Annotated in this window: 17 protein-coding genes and 1 riboswitch; of the genes, 9 read left to right on the plus strand and 8 right to left on the minus strand. The window is 68.6% G+C overall.

From position 1 onward, the window contains the following. Positions 1–287 precede the first annotated feature (287 nt). Positions 288–2,024, plus strand: coding sequence for an amidohydrolase (locus FHS42_RS19625; RefSeq protein WP_184573676.1), 1,737 nt, complete (start codon positions 288–290; stop codon positions 2,022–2,024). A 323-nt stretch (positions 2,025–2,347) separates the two neighbouring features. After that, positions 2,348–3,112: an AfsR/SARP family transcriptional regulator gene (locus FHS42_RS19630; protein WP_184573678.1), complete on the plus strand. Its 765-nt coding sequence runs from the start codon at positions 2,348–2,350 to the stop codon at positions 3,110–3,112. Between the two features lie 192 nt (positions 3,113–3,304). Here FHS42_RS19630 and FHS42_RS19635 read toward each other — a convergent pair whose 3' ends face one another. Genes FHS42_RS19635 through scoE form a run of 6 tightly spaced genes read right to left on the minus strand, consistent with a single transcriptional unit; the run spans position 3,305 to position 14,224 of the window. Then, entirely contained in the window at positions 3,305–3,520 is a 216-nt protein-coding gene (locus FHS42_RS19635) for a ferredoxin (protein ID WP_184573680.1), read from the minus strand. Further along, positions 3,520–4,782: a cytochrome P450 gene (locus FHS42_RS19640; protein ID WP_184573682.1), complete on the minus strand. Its 1,263-nt coding sequence runs from the start codon at positions 4,780–4,782 to the stop codon at positions 3,520–3,522. The genes FHS42_RS19635 and FHS42_RS19640 overlap by 1 nt, the downstream gene beginning before the upstream one ends. Before the next feature lie 9 nt (positions 4,783–4,791). After that, the gene (locus tag FHS42_RS19645; protein ID WP_184573684.1) at positions 4,792–6,345 is read right to left on the minus strand and encodes a long-chain-fatty-acid--CoA ligase; all 1,554 of its coding nucleotides are present in this window, start codon (positions 6,343–6,345) and stop codon (positions 4,792–4,794) included. Then, positions 6,342–12,707, minus strand: a complete 6,366-nt coding sequence (locus tag FHS42_RS19650) for a type I polyketide synthase (protein WP_184573686.1) — start codon at positions 12,705–12,707, stop codon at positions 6,342–6,344. Before FHS42_RS19650 ends, FHS42_RS19645 begins: the two co-directional genes overlap by 4 nt. 38 nt (positions 12,708–12,745) lie before the next feature. Then, positions 12,746–13,309 (minus strand): FcoT family thioesterase, encoded by a 564-nt coding sequence (locus FHS42_RS19655; protein WP_312866954.1) that lies wholly within the window; start codon positions 13,307–13,309, stop codon positions 12,746–12,748. A 9-nt stretch (positions 13,310–13,318) separates the two neighbouring features. Beyond that, entirely contained in the window at positions 13,319–14,224 is a 906-nt protein-coding gene (gene scoE / locus FHS42_RS19660) for a (3R)-3-[(carboxymethyl)amino]fatty acid oxygenase/decarboxylase (RefSeq protein WP_376772637.1), read from the minus strand. Positions 14,225–14,836: 612 nt separating this feature from the next. On the opposite strand from scoE, the gene FHS42_RS19665 reads away from it, so the two are divergent. From FHS42_RS19665 to FHS42_RS19675, 3 genes are all read left to right on the plus strand, one after another. Next, a complete protein-coding gene (locus tag FHS42_RS19665) occupies positions 14,837–15,868 on the plus strand; it encodes a methyltransferase domain-containing protein (protein ID WP_312866955.1) in 1,032 nt (343 codons plus the stop codon). Between the two features lie 541 nt (positions 15,869–16,409). Continuing rightward, positions 16,410–16,561, plus strand: a riboswitch (cyclic di-AMP (ydaO/yuaA leader). A 4-nt stretch (positions 16,562–16,565) separates the two neighbouring features. Next, complete coding sequence (locus FHS42_RS19670) at positions 16,566–17,039, plus strand: C40 family peptidase (RefSeq protein WP_184573690.1); 474 nt, start codon at positions 16,566–16,568, stop codon at positions 17,037–17,039. Between the two features lie 198 nt (positions 17,040–17,237). Beyond that, on the plus strand, positions 17,238–17,837 hold the full coding sequence (locus FHS42_RS19675) for a hypothetical protein (protein WP_184573692.1): 600 nt from the start codon (positions 17,238–17,240) through the stop codon (positions 17,835–17,837). A 188-nt stretch (positions 17,838–18,025) separates the two neighbouring features. Here the strand turns inward: FHS42_RS19675 and FHS42_RS19680 are convergent, their stop codons facing one another. Together FHS42_RS19680 and FHS42_RS19685 are read right to left on the minus strand one after the other, a co-directional pair. Then, a complete protein-coding gene (locus FHS42_RS19680; RefSeq protein WP_184573694.1) occupies positions 18,026–18,652 on the minus strand; it encodes an FMN reductase in 627 nt (208 codons plus the stop codon). A gap of 102 nt (positions 18,653–18,754) precedes the next feature. Continuing rightward, positions 18,755–19,909 (minus strand): LLM class flavin-dependent oxidoreductase, encoded by a 1,155-nt coding sequence (locus tag FHS42_RS19685; RefSeq protein ID WP_221476687.1) that lies wholly within the window; start codon positions 19,907–19,909, stop codon positions 18,755–18,757. Positions 19,910–20,280: 371 nt separating this feature from the next. On the opposite strand from FHS42_RS19685, the gene FHS42_RS19690 reads away from it, so the two are divergent. From FHS42_RS19690 to FHS42_RS19700, 4 genes are all read left to right on the plus strand, one after another. Further along, on the plus strand, positions 20,281–20,655 hold the full coding sequence (locus FHS42_RS19690) for a hypothetical protein (protein WP_184573696.1): 375 nt from the start codon (positions 20,281–20,283) through the stop codon (positions 20,653–20,655). 83 nt (positions 20,656–20,738) lie between these two features. Next, positions 20,739–21,407 carry an alpha/beta hydrolase gene (locus FHS42_RS19695; RefSeq protein WP_184574014.1) on the plus strand — a complete coding sequence of 223 codons (669 nt, stop codon included), beginning with the start codon at positions 20,739–20,741 and terminating at the stop codon, positions 21,405–21,407. Between the two features lie 198 nt (positions 21,408–21,605). After that, a complete protein-coding gene (locus FHS42_RS36265) occupies positions 21,606–21,755 on the plus strand; it encodes a hypothetical protein (RefSeq protein WP_221476688.1) in 150 nt (49 codons plus the stop codon). Between the two features lie 75 nt (positions 21,756–21,830). Next, positions 21,831–22,193, plus strand: a complete 363-nt coding sequence (locus FHS42_RS19700; protein ID WP_221476689.1) for a hypothetical protein — start codon at positions 21,831–21,833, stop codon at positions 22,191–22,193. The last annotated feature ends 524 nt before the right edge of the window (positions 22,194–22,717 follow it).

The following is a 22,717-nucleotide window of genomic DNA, read 5'->3' on the forward strand; positions in this document are numbered from 1 at the left end:
GCCACTGCCACTGACGGCCCGTCACTGGCACCTGCGGACGCCGCAAACGCATCACCCAACTTAGGTGAGGCAAACCTCATCTTCGCCGTATCCTGTGTCTGGTTCCAGCGCCGTACGTCGACAAACGCCCAGAGGAGCTCGCCAGTCGTCCACCACACAGCTACCGCGATGGCCGCACCTGACCCAATTACCTGTCCCGGTACTTGACGTGTCTGCCGCTGTCGGCTGATCCCTCGTTCGTGCGGCAGCCGCCGGCCCCCTTACCTCGCGAACAGGAGACTTCCCCTATGTCTGCACCTGATCAGCGTCCCGCCTCGGCCTTGTCTCGCCGGGATGCCGGCCGGCTACTTGGGGCCGCGGCGACCGCTTCGCTGTTCGCCGGTGCGGGTCCGGCTGCCGCCGCGTCCGCATCGGGCAAGGCCGACCTGGTGTTCCACAACGGCGATGTGATCACGATGGACCCCAAGCGGCCGAAGGCATCGGCCGTGGCCATCCGAGCGGGCAAGATCGTCTACGTCGGTGGGGACGCCGGCGCCCGGGCGTTGGCCAGGGCCGGTACCAAGGTGGTGGACCTTCGGGGCCGGAGCCTACTCCCCGGCATCAATGACACCCATCTGCACGCCGCGGTGTACCGGCTGAACCTGCCGCCATACGCCCTGGACCTCGGTGCAGCCACCGTGACATCGATCGCCGACATCACCGCCGCGGTGGCCGCCGAGGCCGGCCGCACCCCGGCCGGGCAATGGGTCCGGGGCGCCGGGTGGTCCCCAGGCCAACTGGCCGAGCAGCGGGGGCCGAACCGGGACGATCTCGACCAAGTGTCGCCGAACCACCCGGTGTTCCTTCAGGACAGCGGCTATCACGTCAGCGCGGTCAACTCCCGTGCGCTCGCACTCGCCAACATCGTGGACGTCGGGCCGAACGACCCCAAGAAGCCCGGAGTGGACTACGACCCCAACGGGCGCCCCACCGGGATCTTGCGGTACGGAGCACAGGCACTAGTTCAGTTGTTGCTCCCGCCCTGGCCCAGGGAACAGCGCAAGCAGGCCATTCAGGACGCGGTCGCTCGCCTGCACGCGCAGGGCATCACCAGCTTCACCGACCCGGGTCTTGGCCCCGGTGGTGACGGACTCGGCGGTGGAACGCAAGGGATGGAGACCCTTGAGGCCTATGCGGACCTGGCGCGGGCCGGAGACCTCCACGCGCGGGTCAGTGCCCTGTTCCTGCCCTGCTCTCAGTCCGGCGGGTCCGCTGCCGCGGTCGAGGAGGCATTGCGCGCCTTCACGCCACCGGCCGGCGTCGATACCCGGCGGTTCGCGGTGCGCGGGGTCAAGCTGTTCTCCGACAGCGGCGGTGATCTGCTGGTCGCCGGGGACACGAACGAGGAGCGGGCCGCCGAGCTCACCGAAATGGTCCGTGTCGCACACGCCGCCGGCTACCAACTGGGGGTGCACTGCTATCGGTGGGTGCCCACCGTCGTGGACGCGTTCATCGCCGCGCTGCGCCGCCACCCGCGGGCCGATGCCCGGCACATCCTGATGCACGGCGCGTTCGTCCCCGCGAGCCTCCTGCCCACGATGGCTCAGCACCACATCGGCCTCGGACCACAGGCACAGAGCTGGGCGAACGTGATCCACGGCACGGCGCAGGGGCCGGCGGGTGACGGGTTCCTCCCGTGGCGCTCCGCGGTGGACGCGGGTGTGCCCTTCCTCGGCAGTTCGGACACCCCGGTCAACGACCCGAACTGGCGCGCGGGCGTGCGGGCCCTGATGACCCGGCGCGGTGCCTGCGGCGAGGTGCACGGGCCGGAGCAGCGCCTCACTTTGGAGCAGGCGCTGACCTCGTACACCAGCGCCGGTGCCTGGCAGGACTTCGCCGAAACGTGGAAGGGATCGGTGAGCGTCGGCAAAGTGGCCGACCTGTGCGTGCTCGGCGGCAACCTGCGGACCACGCCCCCGGAGGACATCACCGCGGTGCCCGTGGCGATGACCGTCTTCGACGGCCGGATCGTCCACGAGGCCTGACGGCGCGACAGCAAAGGGGCCGGGGAATTTGCCCACCAGCCTCCGCGGACAGCACATCCGCCGGGCCCGGACCGCGAGCGGTCATACCCACCAGCTTCGCCGTCCGGGCCCAACTCCCGGCCCGTATCCTGACGTTCGACCCACCGCACATGCCAAGGGCACAACCGAGCGCCATGGTGCGCTCCGCCGCGCCGCATGCTCTGATATCGGTATGGTCACGATGATCACTTGGGTCGATACCGTACGTCACGACGGCGGTTATGCCACTGGGGCATGTTGCCGGGCCCCCGATGACCGTGACGCAGGGGCATACGGGGAGTCGGATGCGATACGAACTACTGGGACTCATCCGTGTCGTCGGCCCCGAGGACACGTCCTACATCACCGCGCACAAGGCCGAAGTCCTGCTGGCCACGCTGCTCGCTCGGGCCGGACAGGTGGTCAGCGCCGATCAGTTGATCAACGAGCTCTGGGGGGACCGGACGCCCCGTCGCGCACATGCCGCCCTGCATGTGTACGTCTCCCAACTGCGTAAGTTCCTCCGGGACGCCGGTGGCGGCCAGTCCATCGTCACCCGCCCGCTGGGCTATCTGCTGCGTCTTGGCTCCGATGAGCTCGACAGCTTGGACTTTCAGCGGCTCATGGACGACGGCCGGCAGCAGGTCCGCCTCGGACGACATGAACAGGCCCTGGAACGTTTCGAGTCCGCACTCGCACTGTGGCGCGGACCCGCATTCGACGACGCGCGCGACGGGCCCATCGTCAACACCTGCGCCACCTGGCTGGAAGAGACCCGACTACAGTGCCTGGAACTCCTTATCGAGGAGTACCTCACCCTCGGCCGCCACCGGGACATCGTCGGCCAGCTCTACGCCCTGATCAGCGACCACCCGCTACGAGAGACGTTCTACCGCCATCTGATGCTGGCGCTGTACCGATCCGAGCGGCAGGCTGAGGCGCTGATGGTCTACCGCGCCGCCTGCGGGCGGTTGAGCGAGGAACTCGGCCTTGCTCCCTGCCGCCCGCTACGCGATCTTCACCAGGCCATTTTGAGCGGCGATGACCAGTTCAGCGAGCGGCCCAGCTAACAGTGGCCGCCCAGCTGGCCGTTTGCGACCACAGGCCGACTCCACCGGCCGATCTGCCACGTCGATGACCCGAGAGACCCGAGGGCCCCAGGCCAGGCCGTCGCCGGGCGCACGTCAGCACTCGCCGCTGGTCCGGCCGGCGGCGAGAGGTGGCTGGCCCGCGCACCGGCGCGGCCCAGCCACCTGTGATGGTCAGCCCTCCGCTGGGTCGTCCGCGTCTGCCAGCGACAGCACCTGCGCCGGGCAGTTACGGACCGCGTCCCACACCGCCTCGTGCTGATCTTCGCCCGGCGCCTCCTGTAGCACGACGACGACCCCGTCGTCATCTCGCTGGTCGAACACCTCGGGGGCGAGATACGCGCACATGCCCGAAGCCACGCACGCGTCCTCCTCGACCCGGACCTTCATCAACGCTGTCCCTTCTCGCTCGGCACAATCTCATCCCAGGTCACCGGCACGGCCGCCGGGCCGATCACGGGCGTATGGGTCTTGAACGGCACGTCCTCCACCGCGCTGGCTAGCCGCAGCGACGGAATGCGCTGGGTGAGCTTTTCCAGCACCACCGTCAACTCCAGACGAGCGGTCTGCTGCCCGAAGCACTGGTGCGTGCCGTAGCCGAAGCCGAGGTGGCCGCTCATCCGGCGCCCGACGTCGATCCGATCGGGCTCATCGAACGCTTCTGGGTCCCGGTCGGCGGCCTGGATGGCCACCACCACATAGTCGCCCTCGCTCACCGGTGTGCCACCGATTTCGGTGTCCCGCGTCACCTGCCGGGCGATGCCCGCCGCTCCCCCGAAGCAGCGCACAATCTCCTCCACTGCCCCCGGAATGAGGGACGGGTCCGTACGCAGCCGGGTGTACTGCTCCCGGTGCGCCAGCAGCGCGAACAGGCCGTGCGCGAGCGCGGTAGCGGTGGTATCGAACCCCGCCACCAACATCACCGCGCACATCGACACCAACTCCATTTCGGAGAAGGGCTCGTTGCTCTCCTGGCTGCGCACGATGATCCGGCTGACGCCGTCGTCCTGCGGATTTTCCTGGCGAGCGCGCACCAGTTGGTACAGGTAGGCGTGGAGCGGCTGCATGGCTGCCGCCATCTCCGGCTCCGAGGAGACGTCGCTGAACACCGCCGCCGCCGCATCGTGGAACAGATGGCGGTCCGCGTACGGCACCCCGACCACTCCGCTGATCGCCGCGGTGGTCACCGGGACCGTGAAGTCACCGTAGAAGTCGGCGGTCCTCCCGGCCGCGGCCAGCGCGTCGATCCGCTCCTCAACGATGGCCTCGATCCGCGGGCGCAGTTCAGCCAACCGCTTGGGGGTGCCGACCTCCGGACTGATATGGCGGCGGAAGCGCTGGTACTCGGCACCGTCCATGCGCGTGAACTCACCGGGCCGCACCGGTCGTGCCGGGTCGGCGTGCCCCATCATGTGCGGCACTTGACCGGTACGGCTGCTGAAGCGCTCCGAGTCGCCGAGCACCTCGCGCACGTCCGCGTATCGGCTGACCAACCAGGCCCGCATGCCGGTGGGGCACCTGACCTCGACCACGGGTGCCTCGATGCGCAGCCGGGCGTAGTCGGGCGAGGGCCCGAAGGGGCACTCGCGCGGCCGGGGCAGCGGCAGTTCCATCAGCTCTCGCGTGCCTGTCCGGTCGGTATGTTGGTCCATCGGTTCTCCCTAGGCCCGGTCGCGCAGCGCGCGCCGGAGGATTTTGCCGCCCGCGTTACGTGGCAGCTCGTCCACGAACTCGTAGCTGGTGGGCATCTTGTAGTCGGCGAGCCGGTCCTTGAGGAACAGCAGCAGTGCCCGGGGGCTCGGTCGCTCGCCCGGTCCGGCCACGACGCAGGCGTGCACGGCTTCGCCGCGCACCTGGTGCGGCACGCCGGTCACCGCGACGTCGGCGACCGCCGGATGCTTGCTCAGGGCGTTTTCGACCTCGGCCGGGTAGACGTTCTCCCCGGCGACGAGGATGACGTCCTTGATGCGGTCGCAGACGTACACATAGCCGTCCGCGTCCACATAGCCCGCGTCTCCCGTGTAGAGCCAGCCGTCGGCCAGGGTCCGACTGGTCTCCTGCGGGCGCTGCCAGTAGCTCTCCATGGCGGCAGGCGTATCGATGCGCAGTTCGCCGATGCCCCCCGGCGGCAACACGGCCCCGTTCTCGTCCACGGCCTGTACGGCGACGCCCGGGTAAGGACGGCCCGCAGCGCCGAGCCGGGGGCTGCCCGGATAGTGGTCGGCCGGGGGCAGGCAGACGGCCGAAGCGCAGGTCTCGGTGAGCCCGTAGATTTGTGCGAACTCGCAGCCCATGACCTCGATACAGCGCTGGAGGACCGATTCGGAGATCGGCGAGCCGCCGTAGACGACCTTGCGCAGCCCGGCGAAGTCGGACGGTTCGACGTCCGGTTCCGAGAGCAAGATTTGCAGCATCGACGGCACCATCAAGGCGGTGGTCAACCCGCCATCCCTGATCAGCTCCATGGTGCGCTTGGCGTCGAACCCGGGGACGAGCACATTGGTAGCGCCCGCGCGATAGCCGTGGAGGAACCACCAGGGCCCGCCGATGTGGTGACCGGGCAGCAGGCTGAGGCTGTGGTCGTCCTCCCGCCAGTCGAGCCAGTCGAGCTCGTGGCGGGCCAGCAGGTCATTGATCGCCCAGAAACTAGCTTGGCTGAGCACAACGCCTTTGGGTACTCCCGTGGTGCCAGAGGTGTACATCTGGGCCAGTGGGTGCCGGGGGCCTGCCGAGGTGGTTGGTGCGGTGTAGGGGTGCCCTGCTGTCCAGGCCAAAAACCCCTCGGCCTGTTCGGTTTGCGTCAGCTGGATGACTTGGCGCAGCCGGTCGAGCGCGGGTCGGATGCCCTCGATGGCCAGGAGGTGTCGCTCCTCGGTGAACAGCAGCTCGGCCTGCGCATCGTGCAATACGTGCTCGATTTCGCCCGGGGTCAGCCGGGGGTCGGCTGGCACCAGTACGGCTCCGGTCTTGGCGCAGGCTAGGAGCAGGTCGTAGAGGTGCTCGCCGTCATGCCCCAGGTAGCCGATCCGCGTGCCCTGGGCCGCGCCCGCCGCGAGTAGTGCGTGCGCGGTTCGGTTGCTGCGCTGGTGGAGTTCTCGGTAGGTGACCGTGCGGCCCTCGCAGGCGATGGCGATGTGGTCGGGCCTGATCTCGGCATGCTGTGCTGACGCGGCGGCGATCGTGCGGGGACGCCCGCCGGTGGCTGGTGCGCTCATGACCGTCCTCCTTGCCCGGCAGTGGTGAGCTGCCCATCGATGAACTCGCCGAGCAGCGAGACCGATGGATGGTCGAACACGCTGGAGGCGGAGAGCGGCAGCCGGAAGCACAGTTCCAGGGCGTTCTTCAGCTCGACGGCGGCCAGCGAGTCGAGGCCGACCTCGAAGAAGCGGGCGTCTGGGGGCACATCGTCGGCGCCGTCGAAGTGCAGCAGATCGGCAATGACGCCGCGCACCACGAGGGAGACTCCCTGTCGTCGCTCCGACTTGGAGAGCTGGAGCAGCGCGTCCAGGTCCACGTTGACGGCTGTGTTCTGTTTGGCGCGGCCGACCTGGTGATAGAGCGCGTTGGGAAGTGGACGGGTTGCCACGCACTGGTCCCAGTCCACCTCGGCGATGGTCACCTGGGCCGGTGGCCGTTCGAGGAGCCTGATGAGTGAGCGCATTCCGGTGGTCGGTTTGAAGAAGCCGAAGCCCTGGTGCTCGACGTTGGCGATGTGCTGCTCGTCCATGGTGGCGGCGAGGCCAATCTCGCCCCAAGCGCCCCAGTTGACGCTCATGCCGGGTTGCCCTGCCGCGCGCCGTCGCCACATCAAGGTGTCCAAGAACGCATTGCCCGCCGCGTAGTTGGCCTGTCCGCGGGAGCCGAGCACGGAGGTGAGCGACGAGTAGCCGATGAAGAATGTGAGCTCGGGGTGGGAGGCCGCTTCCTGGTGCAGCAGATGGGTGCCGTAGACCTTGGCGCCGAAGACGGTGTCCAGGCTCTCCCAGGTCTGTGCGGTCACCGGGGCGTCGGCCAGCACTCCGGCCGCATGGATGATTCCGCCGAGCGGCTGTGGCCGGGAGCGTAGGTCCGCGCTGACCCGGCGTACGTCGTCGGCCTCGCTCACATCGGCGGCGTAGGTGATGACCTCGGTGTCGGGGCCGAGCCGGGTCTGTAGCGCGGCGAGTTCCGTCTCGGAGGGCGTACGCCGCCCCATGAGCGCGATGTGCCGGGCACCGAGCCCGACGAGCTTTTCCGCCGCGAGCTGCCCCAGCGAGCCAAGGCCCCCGGTGACCAGGTAGGTGCGGTCGGGCCCGATCTCGGCCGGCGGCGCCGCAGGCAGATTCTCGTCGTGGAAGGCGATGACCGCCTTGCCGGTGAGGGCACCCCGGCTGACCGCGCCGAACGCCTCGTCGATCTCGTCGAGGGTGTAGGTGGTGGTGGGCAGCGGTGTGAACTCCCCGGTTGATACGAGTTCGGCCAAGGTGGCCAGGGCATCGCCCGCCCGTTGCCTGGTGCGCTCGGCCGATACGTCGCTGTCATCGATGTAGGTGATGTCCGGGCGGGTCTGTGCGACCTCCTGCGCGCTCAACAGACCGACCTTGCCGAGTTCTACGAAGTGACCGCCCGGTGCCACGGCCCGCAGACTCACCTGGGCGAAGTCCTTGTCGAGGCTGTTGAGGACGATGTGCACGCCCTTGCCTTCGGTGGCCTTCAGCACCTCGTCGGCGAAGTTGTGGCTACGTGAGTTCATCAGGTGCTGTACGCCCTGGGAGCGCAGCAGCGGCCACTTGTGTGGACTCGCGGTGGCATAAACCTCGGCCCCGGCCCGCTGGGCGAGCCGTACCGCGGCCTGTCCCACGCCACCGGCTGCCGCGTGGATGAGGACGCGATCGCCCTTCTTAATGCCGGCCAGCCGGTGCAGCGCATGGTGGGCGACGAGGAACGCGGTGGGCAGCGCTGCAGCCTGGGCGAAGGTGAGCTGCTCGGGCTTGCGGACGGCTTGTGCGGACTCGACGGTCACCTGTCGCCGGAGGCTGCCGAGATGGGCGACCATCACCTCGTCCCCGATGGTGAAGGAGGCTTCGGGCCCTGCCGCGATGACCTCGCCTGCGCACTCTTGGCCAAGTGGGAGCTCCAGTGGCCCGGTGCCTGCCTCTTCGGCGAAGACCCGGTGTAGCCCCAGTACGTTGAAGACGTCCTTGAGCGACAATCCGGCTGCCCGCACCCGGACCCGGACCTCGCTCCCCTGCGGCTCCGGCTCCTCCTGGAGCGGCGCTGCGACGACGCCGGTGAACTGGCCGTACTCCTTGATGACCAGTTCGACGTCCGCTGTGGACGGGCCGCCGGTGCCGGCGTAGACGCGGCGCACGTGCCGCAGCCCTGAGCGGTAGGCCACCTGGTACTCGGTGGAGTCCTTGGCCGCCCATTCGTCGAGCAGCGCCGGGTAGGCCCCGGTGCTGCCGCGTACGGGCAGGTCGATGAGGGTCACGCGCTGGGCGGGGTACTCGGTCCACATCACATGGCCAAAGCCCCATAGCGTGGCCGCCGCCCAAGTGGCTTCCTCGTCCCCGCCCTCGGGTCGATCTCCCGGCACCCATTGCCCACCCTCGGTGATGAGCCACAGGCGCTGGTCACGGCCGAAGCCGACCTCCTCCAGCGCGTCCCGCAAGATGAGCAGATCGCGGTAGTTGCGCTCGCACTCCGAGCGCAGCGACTCCTGCGCGTCCCGCCTGGGCTGCCAGAACCAGCACACGTCGGCAGGGCGGTCGCGCAGCGCTGCCGTCGTCTCGGCGGCGCTCGCCACGACCGTGAGGGTGACGTTGTGGTCCTTGGCAGGCTCGGCCAGTTCGGCGAGGCCCTGCTCGCCTGGGCCGATGAGCAACGCGTGCCGTGGCTCTGGGTCGGCCGCGCGCAGCGAGCGCTTGACCCAGCGCAGTTCGGAGTACATCCGGTCGCGGTCCGGGGCCGCGTTCGCCACCTGCCGCAATGTCAGTCGCTCCATGACGAAGACGGTCCGGTCGCCTTCGAGGACGAGCAGGTCAAGAACAGGGCCGGGCGGCTGGGCGGCATCGGGCGCATCGGTGTCGTGGGCCGTGCTGTGCTCGGGTGCGGCAAGCCGCAGCACGCTGCGCAGCTTTGCCCCGCGCGGCTTCTTCAGCAGTCGGCAGCTTCCGATGCCAACCGGCATGGCGACGACGTCGCTGTCACCGCTCAACGCGGTGATGGTCTGGAAGGCGCAGTCGAGGATGGCCGGTGGCAGGTGTTCGGCGCTGGCCCCGTCTTGGCCGCGCAGTTCGCCGATGGCCAGGTCGGTGCCGTGTGCCTCGGCCTGTGTGAGCCCCTGGAAGAGGGGTCCGTAGCCGACGCCGAGTTCGGTGAAGTCGGCGTAGATATCGTCTGCTGTGAACCGCGAGCTTGGTTCGCCCGCCTGCTCGGCCAACTCGCGCAACTGCTGCTCGGTCTCCGCCAGCGCGGGGGCGGGTCCCGTAGCAACAGTGGCGGTGATGTGCCGCCGCTCAATGGCCTTGGTGCCGGGCTCGTCTCCCGGCAGGAGGCTGACGATCTCGACGTCGGCAGGGCCGTCCGGGCGCGGGACCAGCCGGGTGCGGAGTTCGACGCTGCCTTCTTCGGCGATGAACAGTGCCTCGTGAATACTGACGTCGGTGATGGGCAGCGCGCTTTCGCCGTACACGGCGTCTTGGAGCGCGATCAGCATCTCGACGTATCCGGCGCCGGGGAAGACGATTTTGCCCATGACCTTGTGGTCGGTGAGGTAGGCGGGCCGCTCTGCACTGATGCGACTGCCGAACTCGCGCACGCCCGCGGCGCGTTGGTCATCGGTGGAGACTTCCTTGCCGAGCAGCGGGTGGCCGCCCGGTGCGCCGCCGGGCTGGGGTAGCGCGGCGGGCGCGGGGAGCCAGTGCCGGCGCCGGTCGAAGGCGTAGGTCGGCAAGGTGATCCTGTGGCGCTCGCGCCCTCGGTGGTGCTCGACCCAGTCGATGGCCGCCCCTGCGGCGTAGAGCTGGGTGAGTGCTTGGCGGGTGATGGTGGCGTCGGTGTCCTCGGTGTGCAGGCTGTTCAGCCAGGTGTGGCCGGCCGCGTCATCGAGGCACTGCTTGCCCATGCCGATCAGCTCGGTGGAGGGTCCGCATTCGAGGAAGACGTGTCGTCCGCGTTCGGCGATCGCCCGCATGCCGTCCGCGAACTTGACGCCCTCGCGTAGGTGGCGGGCCCAGTAGTCGGGCCTTGAGATCTCCGCGGGGTCGGCCACCGTGCCGGTCAGATTGGAGATGAGGGTGAACTCGGGCTCGTGAAAGGTCAGGCCCGCTACGACCTCACGCAGGCTCTGGGCGGCCTCGGCCATCAGCGGAGAGTGTGAGGCACAGGAGACTGCGAGCCGCCGGTTTTTGATGCCCCGCTCGGTGAGCTGGCGCTCGACCTCGGACAGGGACTCCTTACCACCGGACAACACGAGTTGCCGGGTGCCGTTCACAGCGGCGATCGACAGGTCATCGTGGTCCTCAAGCAGCCCGGCGACCTCGGCAACTGAAGCCTCGACGGCGGCCATTGCACCGGGTGGAGAGGCGGCCATCAGCCGGGCGCGGGCCGCCATGAGGGTGACCGCGTCTTCCAGCGTGAACAGCCCCGCGACCGTGGCCGCGACGATCTCGCCGATGCTGTGTCCCGCCAGCACGGACGGCCGCACGCCCCACGAGAGCCACAGTTTGGCCACCGCGTACTCCAGGGCGTACAGCGCGGGCTGCATATAGCTGATCTGGTGGATCAGGTCCGCGTCATCGGCCTCGCCCAGGATCATGTCGCGGATGGAGCGGCCCAAATGCGGGGTGAACAGCCGGTCGCAGTCGTCCAGGTGCTCGCGGAAGACCTCGAACCGCTCGTACAGCGGTCGTCCCATGCCCACGTACTGGGTGCCGCCGCCGGAGAAGAGGAACGCCACCTGGGTGCCACCGCCCGCAGAGGCGGCCTGGCCGGCCTTGGCCAGGCCGCGGTCCAGGAGTCTGGCGACGTCATCGTGGTCACGGACGACTCCGGCCAGGCGCAGCGGGAAGTGCGCCCGTGCGACGTTGGAGGTGTAGCACAGGTCGCCGACGTCGGTCTCGGGCTTGTCGCGCAGCATCCGCTGGTAGCGCTGGATTTGGCCGGTCAGCGCGGGAGCGGACTTGGCGGAGAGGGTGAGGAGGTGGCCGCCGCCGTCGTCTGCGGGGGTGGCCGGCTGTGTGCGCTCGGGGGCCTGTTCCAGGACGACGGAGGCGATGGTGCCGGTGAGTCCGAAGGAGTTGACCAGGGCCCGCTTCGTCTCGGCCTTCCACGGGCGGGCTTCGGTGGCCACGGCGACGGGTGCCGTCTCCCACGGGATGCGGCTGGAGGGGGTGGTGAAGTTCAGGTGCGGGAAGATGGTGGACTCGCGCATCTGTAGCGCGGTCTTGACGAGTCCTCCGATGCCCGCCGCTGACTCCATGTGCCCGACGTTGGTCTTCAGCGAGCCGATGGTGACCGGGGCTTGGGGGCTGTGTGACTCGCTGAACACGGAGGTGATCGCACTGATCTCGATCGGGTCGCCCAGGGGGGTGCCGGTGCCGTGTGCCTCGATGTACGAGATGTCGTGCGGTCGCAACCCCGCGACGTGCAACGCCTGCCGCATCAGCCCTTCTTGCGCGGTGCCGTTGGGCACCATGAGGGAACTGCTCTCGCCGTCGGAGCCGACAGCGGAGCCGCGCACCACGGCGTAGACCTGGTCGCCGTCGCGCTGCGCGTCGGACAGCCGCTTGAGTACCAGCGCGCCGCCCCCCTCGCTACGGCAGTAGCCGTTGGCCGTCTCGTCGAAGGTCTTGCAGCGGCCGTCTGGGGCGAGCATGTTGGATTGGCTGGCGAGGATGTACGGCCGGGGGTTGATGATCGCGTTGACGCCCACACACAGCGCGATGTCCGACTCGTTCTCGCGCAGCCCCTGGGCAGCGAGGTGCACCGCGACCAGCGAGGCCGAGCAGGCGGTGTCGATGGTCATGCAGGGCCCGCGCCAGCCCAGGAAGTACGAGAGCCGTCCCGAGACCGCGCTGAGCGCCGCGCCGGTGGGCATATAGCTGTTGAGTTCCTCGTGGGAGTACGCGCCCATCTCGCCGGCGTAATCCGTGTTGCTGACGGCGACGTAGACGCCGCCTCTGCCGTGGCGCAGCGGGCCGGGGTCGATGCCGGCGTCCTCCAGCGCCTCCCAGGCGGTCTCCAGGGTGAGCCGCTGCTGGGGGTCGATGTAGTCGGCTTCCTTCGGTGAAACGTTGTAGAACTTCGCGTCGAAGTGGTCGATTCGGTCCACGAATCCGCCGCGTTCACACCGAATCACGCCCTTGGCCTCTGGGTCGTCGGAGGTCAGGCCCTCGGGGTCCCAGCGGTCCGTGGGGAGTTCTCGTACGCCGGACTGGCCGGTGCGCAGGAACTCGGCGAACTCGTCCGGCGCGTTGCTCCCGCCGGGAATGCGCAGACCGATGCCGACAATGGCAATGGGGGTAGGCGCGGTGTTCGGTGAGGGCGTTTCGGGGTGTCCGGCGTGGCCCTGCTGTTCGGTAGCGTTGTGTGACATGGCTCCTGCTCTTGTCTGCAAAGTCCGTGCTGCGGCTCTCACGCGGCCTTGGTCCGAGTCGTCCTGACAGCGAGCCTTACGCCGCCGTGGCATGCCGGCATGTCCTCCTCGCCGTATCGGCAGAGGGTGCTGACCAGGACGATCGAGCCGCCGTCGCCGTCGCGCTCGTCGATGCCGACGACGTCGATCTCGCCCCAAAATCCGTGCCCGCGCATGGCGCGCCGGAAGGTGCTGCGGAAGTCCACGATGAGAATGTCGGGTAGCTGCCGCGCCCAATACTCGTCAAGCGTCCAGGTGTTGAACGGCCACATGGTGCGCTCTTTCACGGACTTTGCCAGCAGGTAGTAGACAAGCTGGTTGAAGCACAGATTGAATTCGACCGCGTTGAAGTGGCCGGTGTCGTCGATATAGCACGACTCGGGGATGGTGAATTCACCGCGCGCGCTGACCCGTCCGCCGTCTCGTGGTTCTCCTTGACGGGTCAAGGTGGCGGCTGTGAGATATCGGCAGTGGGGTTTGTACGGGGTGAGGACCCGTTCCAGGAGTTGCTCGTCGCAGCCGTATTGGACCGACCGTGAGGTGGTGGGAGTGATGAGTTCCACTGCTTCCTCTCAGCGGCCGTTTGCCGACTGCTGTGTGCCGATTCCGGCGTAGAACTCGTACTCGTCGTGGACCGTGACCCGGTGCGAGACGGTGGGCTCGGGTTTGAGGGTGTGCCGGGCGCAGTGCACGAGGCTGCGGTTGTCCCAGACCAGCAGATCGCCCTTGTCGAAGGTCTGGAGGTGGATGTTCTCGTGCTGGAAGGTCGGGTCGGTCTGGCCGACCGCGGCCAGCACTTCCCGCAACAGGCTGTCGGGCAGCGGGTGGTCATCGGCATCGCGCAGCTCGTAGGTGAACGCCTCACTGACGTACAGCAGTGGTTCGCCAGTGACCGGGTGCGGGAAGACGGTGGGGTGGATAACCGCCGGGGTGTGGTCCTCAATTTCCGCGAGCACATCGGTGATGGGCCGGTACACGTCGTTGGGGCGGATCTTGAAGTACCGCCGCACGCTGTTGACGCTACGGGTTCCCTCGATGGCGTTCTTCACTTCTCGGGGAAGTTTCTGGTACGCCTTTCCCATGTCAATGAAGTACGTGCCACGGTTTTCTCGGGGCACGACCTGTGGGTAGATCAGGGTCAGCCCGAAGGGACGGGCCATAAACGAGTAATCGTGGTGCCAAAACTTTCCCGTCTGTGGCACTCCGACCTGCTGGCCCTCTTGCTTCACATTCGACGAGACAAAAATTTCCTTATGCTCCGGGTGGTGGTACATCGGCTGGTAGTACGTCTCCACCTCACCCAGCCTCTGCCCGAAGGTGACGAATTCCGCCGGTGAGAGGTGCTGCCCCTTCAAGATCACGATCTTGTGTTCGTAGACCTTCTTTTTGAGCGCGGCTAGCTCCGTGTCCGGCGCGGCCAAAACATCGAGTTCCAGGGTCATGCCCATGGCGACGTCTGTTTGCGGTGCAGTAGTCATAATCTCCCCCAGCAGGTAGCCGGTTGGTTTAAGAATTCGCTGGCGGCACCACCGTTCAGCAAGGGGCTTAGGCCAACCTTCTCGCGCGCTGAAACGGAGGGGTGATATCACGAACAGGCGTTTGAGGGGCAGGTGCGCGGATTCCGTGTGTCGCCCGGCTCATCTGGGCTCGCCCCAGGGCTATTCAACGGAATGCGGCCGAACTATACGTCACCCATACGAGTGGACCATGGGCTAGGCCACACGGTGTTGCGCAAAAGGCGCGGTTGCCAGGTCACCTCACACTTCGGTGCGCCGGGGGCGTGCCGGGGCGGGCGCACCGGGCGTGCGACGCACGGCGCGCTCGATGGATCTCCTGGTACACCTGTCCAGCGCACGTGACCGGTGCGTGACGGTGTGGATCACACGAGCGCTGGGCAACCAGTCCCCCAGCGCCCGCCACCGTCAACTCTCCTGAGCGTGACTTGCTGCGCGATCTTCCCGCACCGTCTGCCGCCGGGACGTTGGCGGAAGTCGTGCACGGGAGCCGTTGGCGAGTTCTCCGCCGGGCCGCCCGCCTCCATCGGCGCACCGTCGCCGCCCCAGGATCGACCACGAATGAGGACCTCCACCGTGAAGATCAAAACTCTCGTCAAGATGGTGCGTAGCCACCAGCTTCCGCTGATGCTGCGGCTACCCAAGGAGTTGGGAGTGCCCGCCTACCGCGCCTCGTTCCTGGCCGCAGCCGCCAGTTGCGGGGTGCTCCGCCACCTCGCGCAACAGCCGCTGGACGCCCCCGCGCTTGCGGATGAGCTCGGCATGCATGGCGAAGAGCAACTACTGGGCGCCTGGCTTGATATGGGCGTACACGTGGGCGACCTCGGCCGCCGCGGTGATCGTTACCGGCTGCGCAGCCGGCTGGCGAAGGCGCTGGCGCGGCCCGACGCGGACTCCTACGTCGCGCTCATCGAACAACTCGTGCGCTATCACACACCGCTGCTGCTCGACGCGCCTGCGATGCTGCGTGAAGGGCGGCGGGTGGCGATCACCGACCAGGACGGCGCGCTCATCGCGCGCTCGTCCCGGGTCCTGGAACCCGCCGTGCAGGGCGTAGTGGAGCGATGTGTCAACCGCACGGCGCCGGTGCGACTTCTTGAGGTGGGGTGCGGCAGCGGTACCTATGTACGGCACGCCGCCTCGCTCAATCCGCGTCTGACGGCCGTGGCGATCGATTTGCAAAGTGAGGTGGTGGAGCAGGCGAGTGCGAACCTCGACGCCTGGGGACTCGCCGAGCGGGTGGAGGTCGTACGCAGCGATCTGCGGACCTTCTCCACGGAGCAGAAGTTCGACCTCGTCACGCTGCACAACAACATCTATTACTTCCCGCAGGGTGAGCGGACCAAGGTGTTGGAGCGGGTGCGCTCCTTCCTTTCGCCCGGCGGCAAGCTGCTGCTGACGACGAGTTGCCATGGCGGCAGCCCCGGTATGGAGATGCTGAATCTGTGGTGCCGGTACGCCGATTTCACCGGCCCGCTGCCGCGCCCCGATGAGCTGGTGGAGCAACTGCGGGAGGCGGGCTTCACCGACGTACGGTCCCGTCGTCTGATGCCCGGACAAGAGTTCCGGGCCTTCACCGGCGTCAGCCCTTACGGCGTCGAGGGCTGACCAGCGGCCGTCCGCGGCGTACGGGCCCCGGACGGCTGGCGCACCTCCGCCGCGCGGGCGGCCGGCCTTTGCCGCCCACCCGTCGCGGCGCCGCTATACCGCCTCTCTACCTCGGTGCTGCCATAGCGCACGCATGCCGCAGCCGCGGAGGGCTCGCGGGCTGTTCGCCGCGGGCGTCCGGGACCACGCGGCCCGCCGACGACGGGCGTGGGGCCCAGCGTGACGGCTCGTCACTGTGTCCACACTCCGGTCGCGAGGCCCCTCGGCGGCGACCGGGTCTGCGCGGCGGCCGGCCTGCGGAACGTTCTCGTCCAACATCGGGTTTTCGCAGGTCAGCTCCGATGACCCGGAGTCGTGTTGGTCGCTGGCAGCTCAACGGTCCGGCGTCGTCGCCGAAGGTGAAGAAGTTCACATACGACCCTTTCGACTGCCAATTCGGGCCGCCGATAGCGCAGTATCCCTATCCGACAGCACCAAGCCCCCGTCACCACGGCGGGGCAGTTCGGGCGGACGCCGAATCCTGCCGCCGCACCGGACTCCAGGAAGAAGACCGCAGATCGGCAGGAGCGGGAGACCCAGGCACGACGGGCCACGAAGTCGGTGGCCCTTGGGGTGAAGCCACGCAAGTGGCCGGGCAACTTCGCCAGCCCGAACCCGACAGGTCATCTTTCGCAGGCGGATGACGAAGGGTTTTCGTATGTCCGCGCATGCTCGTATTCCCGCGCTCGCTTCCCGTATAGGCACCGCCTCCGCGCTCACCGCCACGGTCCTTGCGGGCTCCTCGCTCGTACCGGCGATGACCGCCGACGCGCAGGCGGCGACCGCATCCGGCAAGGCACTGAAGGTCGCAGCCGGCAAGAAGGGTGCTCCCTACAAGTACGGAGCGGTCGGCCCCCACCGCTTCGACTGCTCAGGGCTCACGCTGTACTCGTTCAAGAAGGTGGGCAAGAAGCTGCCGCGTACGGCCGCCGCCCAGTACAACAAGACCCGCCATCTGTCCGCGCGCTCTCGCACGGCGGGCGACCTGGTCTTCTTCCACTCCGGGCGGAACGTGTACCACGTCGGCATCTACGCCGGAAAGAACAAGGTCTGGCACGCGCCGAAGCCAGGTAAGTCGGTGCGGCTGGAGAAGATCTGGACCAAGAGCGTGTGGTATGGCCGAGTTCGCTGAGCCGCGCCCCCTCGGCCGTGCAGCGCAGCGCGCACCGAGCGGCTGACCGCACCAGGGGCTCGGCGGGCCGCGCACAGTCACCAGGCCGGGTGATGTTGCCGTCAAGTACGTCACCCGCAGGGGGCAAACGGCGTTGTCCTCACGTGTCGACCGAACCACGGTCGGCCTGACCCATGAGGACTAGTCATGATGCGAGGAATGACGGGCGCCGCCGTCGCGGTGGCGGCGTTGGCGTGCGCGGTGGCGCCGGCCGAGGCCCGTGAGGGGACCACGCCGATCAAGAACGGCAAGGCCGAGTTCTGCCTCAACAAGGCCACCGCCAAGCGGCTGGCCAATGCGAAGGTCGAACTGGTCGCCACCGGTACTGCGCGACTCACCGGGAAGCAGCGTCAGTGTGTGACGCTGCCGATGCCCGAGGGCACCAAGACCTACTCCAAGCTCAGTGGCGGCATGACGTTCCGCGACAAGGACGACCGCCTCGACCTCACCAAGATCTACAACCACGTGGACAAGACCCCTCGCACCATGCTGCATGCGTCGGTCAACCGCGCCAAGGCGCGCCCTGCCCAGTTCTTGACCTTCGCCATCAAGCGGGAGAACGCCCAGCTTACGCAGAAGCACATCAAGGCCGTTGATGTGAAGACCACGCTGACCGCCGAGGGCGAGAAGCTGCTCAAGAAGACGTTCGGCAAGTCTCCGCTGCGTAGGGGAGAACAGCCGTTCACCCTCAACGCGGTCGCCGACATGCCGCGGGGTGCCATGGGCACCGCCAAGTTGTTGCTGGGCACGCTGCGCTGAGCGCCTTGCTGAAGCTGTACGGGTCAGGAGCGCCCGGGCCGACGGCCGTTGAGCCGCCCTAGGCCAATCGCTCCCCCGTGCCGCCGGCGCATTTCCCTTGCGCCGGCGGCATCGGCATGGAGCGGGAGCGGGCTGCCACCTGGAGCGGGAGCGGGCTGCCAGCAGTGCCGTGCACGCTGTGCGTGCGGTCAGCTGCCTCGTATCGCGGCGAGTTGCTCCGCGAAGGGGACGACCTCTTCGGTCTTCTGCCGTGGCTGCGGCGCAGTCCCCGCGGCGAGCCGGGCCAGCTGGCCCGCGGCCCGTTCGATTCGTGTGGCCAGCCCATCAGTGCGGTCATCCCCCGCCGTTCCCCAGTCCTCGGAGGCGGCGTAGACCCCCGTGGGGACGACGGCGGCACGCAGATACGAGAACAGCGGGCGCAGCGCGTGGTCGAGCACCAGGGAGTGCCGGGCCGTACCACCGGTCGCCGCAATCAGCACGGGCTTGTCCACCAGCGCCTCGTTGTCCAGCACATCGAAGAAGGACTTGAAGAGGCCGCTGTAGGAGGCGGTGAAGACGGGGGTTACGGCGATCAACCCGTCCGCCCGCGTCACCGCTTCGATGGCCTCGCGTAGCGCGGTGCTGGGGAAGCCGGTGACCATGTTCTGGGCGATGGCGGTTGCCAGGTCGCGCAGTTCGATGACGCGGACCTCGGCCGGCCGCCCGGTGTGAGCCAACTGCCGCTGGGCGGCGTCGGTGAGCCGGTCAGCCAGAAGCCGGGTGGAGGACGGCTGGCTCATCCCAGCGGTGACGGCCACCAGGTACAGGGGCTGCATGGGGATTCTTCTCCGATGCGGTAGGAGGATGTGGTATGGGGATGCGGTACGGGACGCCGAGAGGGGGCGTGCGAGCCGGGCGGGACCGGGTGAGCCCGCGCGTCAGCGCTTGGTGTCCGCATCGGTGCGCTCCGCCGTGGCGGTGTCGTGCCCGAAGTCGCGGGTGGGCCGGCTCCCGTTGTTGGCAGCGGCGCGTGCGGTCAGGGCCGGGTGCGTGGGGCCATCGGGCACCTCGGCGGGTCGTGCTGCGGCGAACTCCCGGCGCAGCACCGGGATCACCTCCGCACCGAGCAGGTCGAGCTGTTCAAGGACGGTCTTGAGCGGAAGGCCCGCGTGGTCCATCAAGAAGAGCTGCCGCTGATAGTCGCCGAAGGACTCCCGGAAGGTCAGCGTCTTGTCGATGACCTCCTGTGGGCTGCCGACGGTCAGTGGGGTCTGCTCGGTGAACTCCTCAAGCGAGGGGCCGTGTCCGTACACCGGCGCGTTGTCGAAGTAGGGCCGGAACTGGCGGACGGCGTCCTGGGAGTTCTTGTGCAAGAAGACTTGGCCGCCGAGCCCGACGATGGCCTGTTCCGGGGTGCCGTGGCCGTAGTGGGCGAAGCGTCGGCGGTAGAGGTCGATCAGCCGGATGAAGTGGTCCTTGGGCCAGAAGATGTTGTTCGCGAAGAAGCCGTCGCCGTAGTACGCGGCCTGTTCGGCGATCTCCGGGCTGCGGATCGAGCCGTGCCAGACGAAGGGCGGGACGCCCTCCAGCGGGCGGGGCGTGGAGGTGAACCCTTGGAGCGGGGTGCGGAATTGGCCCTCCCAGTCCACCACGTCCGTACGCCAGAGCTGGTGCAGCAGCGCGTAGTTCTCGATGGCGAGCGGGATGCCCTGGCGGATGTCCTGGCCGAACCACGGGTAGACCGGACCGGTGTTGCCGCGGCCGAGCATCAGGTCCACGCGGCCATCGGCCAGGTGCTGGAGCATCGCGAAGTCCTCGGCGATCTTTACCGGGTCGTTCGTGGTGATCAGCGTGGTGGACGTGGACAGGATGAGCCGCTTGGTCTGCGCGGCGATGTAGCCGAGCATGGTCGTCGGCGAGGAGGGCACGAACGGCGGGTTGTGGTGCTCGCCGGTCGCGAAGACGTCGAGGCCGACCTCTTCCGCCTTGAGCGCGATGGCGACCATCGCCTTGATCCGCTCGTGCTCACTCGGCGTGCTTCCGTTGGTGGGGTCCGGCGTGACGTCCCCGACCGTGAAGATCCCGAACTGCATGTCGTTTCCACCTCTTCTGGCTCGGGGCCGCACCCCGAAGCACTCGACTCGACTTTCGTTAAATATTCAACCACTCTTGCCAACGAGGTGCCACCTGGACGTATTCCCCCGCACAGGAGGCTGAGCTCGCCCAGCCTGGTGCGGCCCGACGCCTAGGCCCGCTCCGTGCTCCGCCTGCGGGCTCGGAGCAGGCCGCCGGCGGTGCTCGCGATACGCCCTTCGCGATCGAGCGCCCTTCGTGCCTCGGGGCACGATCGGCTCCGCGTACGGTGTGGAAAGGAACGTCCGATGGGCCGCCGGGACGGCATATCGGCGTCGGCCGGTGGTCAGTCGGGCGGCCGGAGACGGGCGGCGAGAGGGTGATGTGCACGATGCGGGTGGGTCTATTGCGGACAGTGGGCGCAACGACGGCGCTCTACGGCCTCGCGGTGACGGCGTGGCCCGATCTGCTGGCCAAGCCGTCCGGACTCGCGGACGAGGACGGCGCGGTGGGAGCGGCCACGCGCATCTCGCTGCGCCCCCTGGCCTGGCGTGACGCGGCCAGCGGGCTGGCCATGCTGGTCGCACCCGAGGGCCCCGCGCTACGTACGGCCACCGCCGTACGGATCGCCGCGGACCTCGGCGATGCCGCTCTACTCGGCCTGACACTGCCGGACCGAGACCGGCGCATCAAGGCGGTGGCGGTCTCGGTGGGCTGGGGCGCGCTGTCCGTAGTGGGGCTGCTCGGGCGCCGGGGGCCGCGGTGAGGACCGGTCCCCTCTTCGTACGCGATGCCACCGGCGCCTCCCGCGCGCTGGTGCTGCGGCCCTGCGCCACACCACCGCGAGCAGTGGTTTTGCTACTGCACGGTGGCCGCGAAGATGGCTTGGAGCCACCGCCGGCGCTGAACCTACCGAGCGCGCGCATGCTGCCGTTCGCCAGAGCCATCGCACGGGACACGGCCGGCCATGCGGTGGTGCTCGGCAGTGTCCGTTACCGCCACCGCGGCTGGAACGGTGAGCGCGATGATGCGGCCCAAGACGCCCAGCGGGCCCTGGATGAGCTGAGCGAGTTGCACGGCCCGGTGCCGGTGGTGCTGGTCGGGCACTCCATGGGCGGTCGGGCCGCGCTGCGGGCCGCCGTCCATCCACACGTACGGTCCGTGGTGGGACTCGCGCCGTGGTGCCCCGATGGCGAACCGGTGGCGCACCTGGCGGGCAAGCGCGTCGTCCTCCTGCATGGCGGCCGGGACCGAGTGACGGCGCCCAGTGGATCGCAGAACCTGGCGGCGCGGGCCCGCGAGGCGGGCGCCGAGGCGTGCACCCTGCTGCTCCCCGATGGCGACCACGCCATGCTGCGTCGGGCAGCCGCCTGGCACGCGCTGACCACCCAGGTGGTCAGCGGCCTTTTGGGGCTGGCCCCGCTGCCGCCGCTGGTGGCAAGCGCACTGACGGGGGCCGCGAGCGAGGAAGACACGAGCCTGGGCAGGGAGGTACCGCGGGGCCCGTGGGAGGCGTGAATCTGCGCGCGGCGTGAGTCTGTGCTGGGTGCCCCGCTCGCCAGAGGGCTGCTGTTAACTAGTGCTCGTGCCCACAACAGACAGGGTGCGCCGTCGCTGAGAGCGACGGCGCAACAGCCCAGTTCTCGCCGTCGCTCCTGACCCCTGGCCAGGAGCGCCTTTGTGGCGCTCGGACTTCCCTGTTCCGGAGCGCACCCCATGGTTGCCTTGTCTGCTCGTCAGCGTCGGCGTGTCCTGGTCGCTGACCTCATCTCCACAGCCGTGTTTCCCCTCGCCATCACCGGCTCGACGGCTGTCGTCCCCGATGTGACCATCGCCGCAGCGATGACCGCACTGGGTCTGGGTTGAGGGACTGGCGTCCCGTGGTGGGGGCCGGTCGCACTCCTCATCGTCGCGGCAGCCAGCGCCCTCGCACTCGTGCGCGTGGAACGGCGCGCACCCGATCCCGCGATACCGGTGGACCTGTTGCGGGTTCCCGCCTATCGGGCGTACGCGCTGGCAACAGGTGCCTTCATGGGCATGCTCGTGGTCGGGTTGACCGAGCTCCCGCAGCTTGGCTCTGCCCAGGGCATGGGCGCGGGCGAGGCAGCGATGATGCTCAGCCTGCTGACCGTGGCGGCTGCCACCGGGCTTACTGCGGCTCTCGGACCCTCATCCGAAATGGCAGTCGCTGGGACGGTGTGCCTCGTCTCCGCCCTCGTCGTTCGACAAGCCGTCCCCCACGACGCCCAGCCGCTGCCGAAGAACGCTGGCCGGGATGCCAGGGAAGAAGCGACCCGGCGGTAGCTCCAGGGCTTCGCCTCGGCTTCGAGCCGACAAGGCAGGACAAGGCAGGGCGCGCGCCTGCAGCGCGCGGGGTGCGGCATGCTGCGGGCCCGGCGCCACCGCTAGGACACCTCGCGTGAGGGCGAGGGACACCTCGCGTAAATGCGCGGCTGCGGGCCGTGACCGGCGGAATCCTCGGTGACGCCCGGGTGCCGGCCCGGCAGATCGCCCATAAGGTAGCCGCCAGGGATACGCGGGAACCGACCCGGTGGGCCCGGCCTGCCGGCAGCACAAAGCCTCGGGCCGTCGCTGTCGCGCGCGTGGGCGTGCTGGCCGGTGGGTTTGCAGCGCGGCACGCGGAACGACGAGGTGCGAGACACGGTGCGGATATCGCCACAGCACGGCCCACGGCCGGTGCCCAGTCGGTACGCCCTCGACCACCTGGCACCCGGCCGGGCCGCCCAGTACGGCCCGCCGTTCCGGCCGGGCTGCCCGGCCGGCGGCCCACGTCGCCGGTCGCGCGCAACAGGCCACCCACCGCGCTC

Origin of the sequence: Streptomyces zagrosensis (genome assembly GCF_014203645.1) — a bacterium.
GTDB lineage: Bacteria > Actinomycetota > Actinomycetes > Streptomycetales > Streptomycetaceae > Streptomyces > Streptomyces zagrosensis.

Coding starts and splice junctions, on each gene's coding strand:
- FHS42_RS19625 (WP_184573676.1), top strand. CDS start 288: ATGTCTGCACCTGATCAGCGTCCCGCCTCGGCCTTGTCTCGCCGGGAT.
- FHS42_RS19630 (WP_184573678.1), top strand. CDS start 2,348: ATGCGATACGAACTACTGGGACTCATCCGTGTCGTCGGCCCCGAGGAC.
- FHS42_RS19635 (WP_184573680.1), bottom strand. CDS start 3,520: ATGAAGGTCCGGGTCGAGGAGGACGCGTGCGTGGCTTCGGGCATGTGC.
- FHS42_RS19640 (WP_184573682.1), bottom strand. CDS start 4,782: ATGGACCAACATACCGACCGGACAGGCACGCGAGAGCTGATGGAACTG.
- FHS42_RS19645 (WP_184573684.1), bottom strand. CDS start 6,345: ATGAGCGCACCAGCCACCGGCGGGCGTCCCCGCACGATCGCCGCCGCG.
- FHS42_RS19650 (WP_184573686.1), bottom strand. CDS start 12,707: ATGTCACACAACGCTACCGAACAGCAGGGCCACGCCGGACACCCCGAA.
- scoE (WP_376772637.1), bottom strand. CDS start 14,224: ATGACTACTGCACCGCAAACAGACGTCGCCATGGGCATGACCCTGGAA.
- FHS42_RS19670 (WP_184573690.1), top strand. CDS start 16,566: ATGTCCGCGCATGCTCGTATTCCCGCGCTCGCTTCCCGTATAGGCACC.
- FHS42_RS19675 (WP_184573692.1), top strand. CDS start 17,238: ATGACGGGCGCCGCCGTCGCGGTGGCGGCGTTGGCGTGCGCGGTGGCG.
- FHS42_RS19680 (WP_184573694.1), bottom strand. CDS start 18,652: ATGCAGCCCCTGTACCTGGTGGCCGTCACCGCTGGGATGAGCCAGCCG.
- FHS42_RS19685 (WP_221476687.1), bottom strand. CDS start 19,909: ATGCAGTTCGGGATCTTCACGGTCGGGGACGTCACGCCGGACCCCACC.
- FHS42_RS19690 (WP_184573696.1), top strand. CDS start 20,281: ATGCGGGTGGGTCTATTGCGGACAGTGGGCGCAACGACGGCGCTCTAC.
- FHS42_RS36265 (WP_221476688.1), top strand. CDS start 21,606: ATGGTTGCCTTGTCTGCTCGTCAGCGTCGGCGTGTCCTGGTCGCTGAC.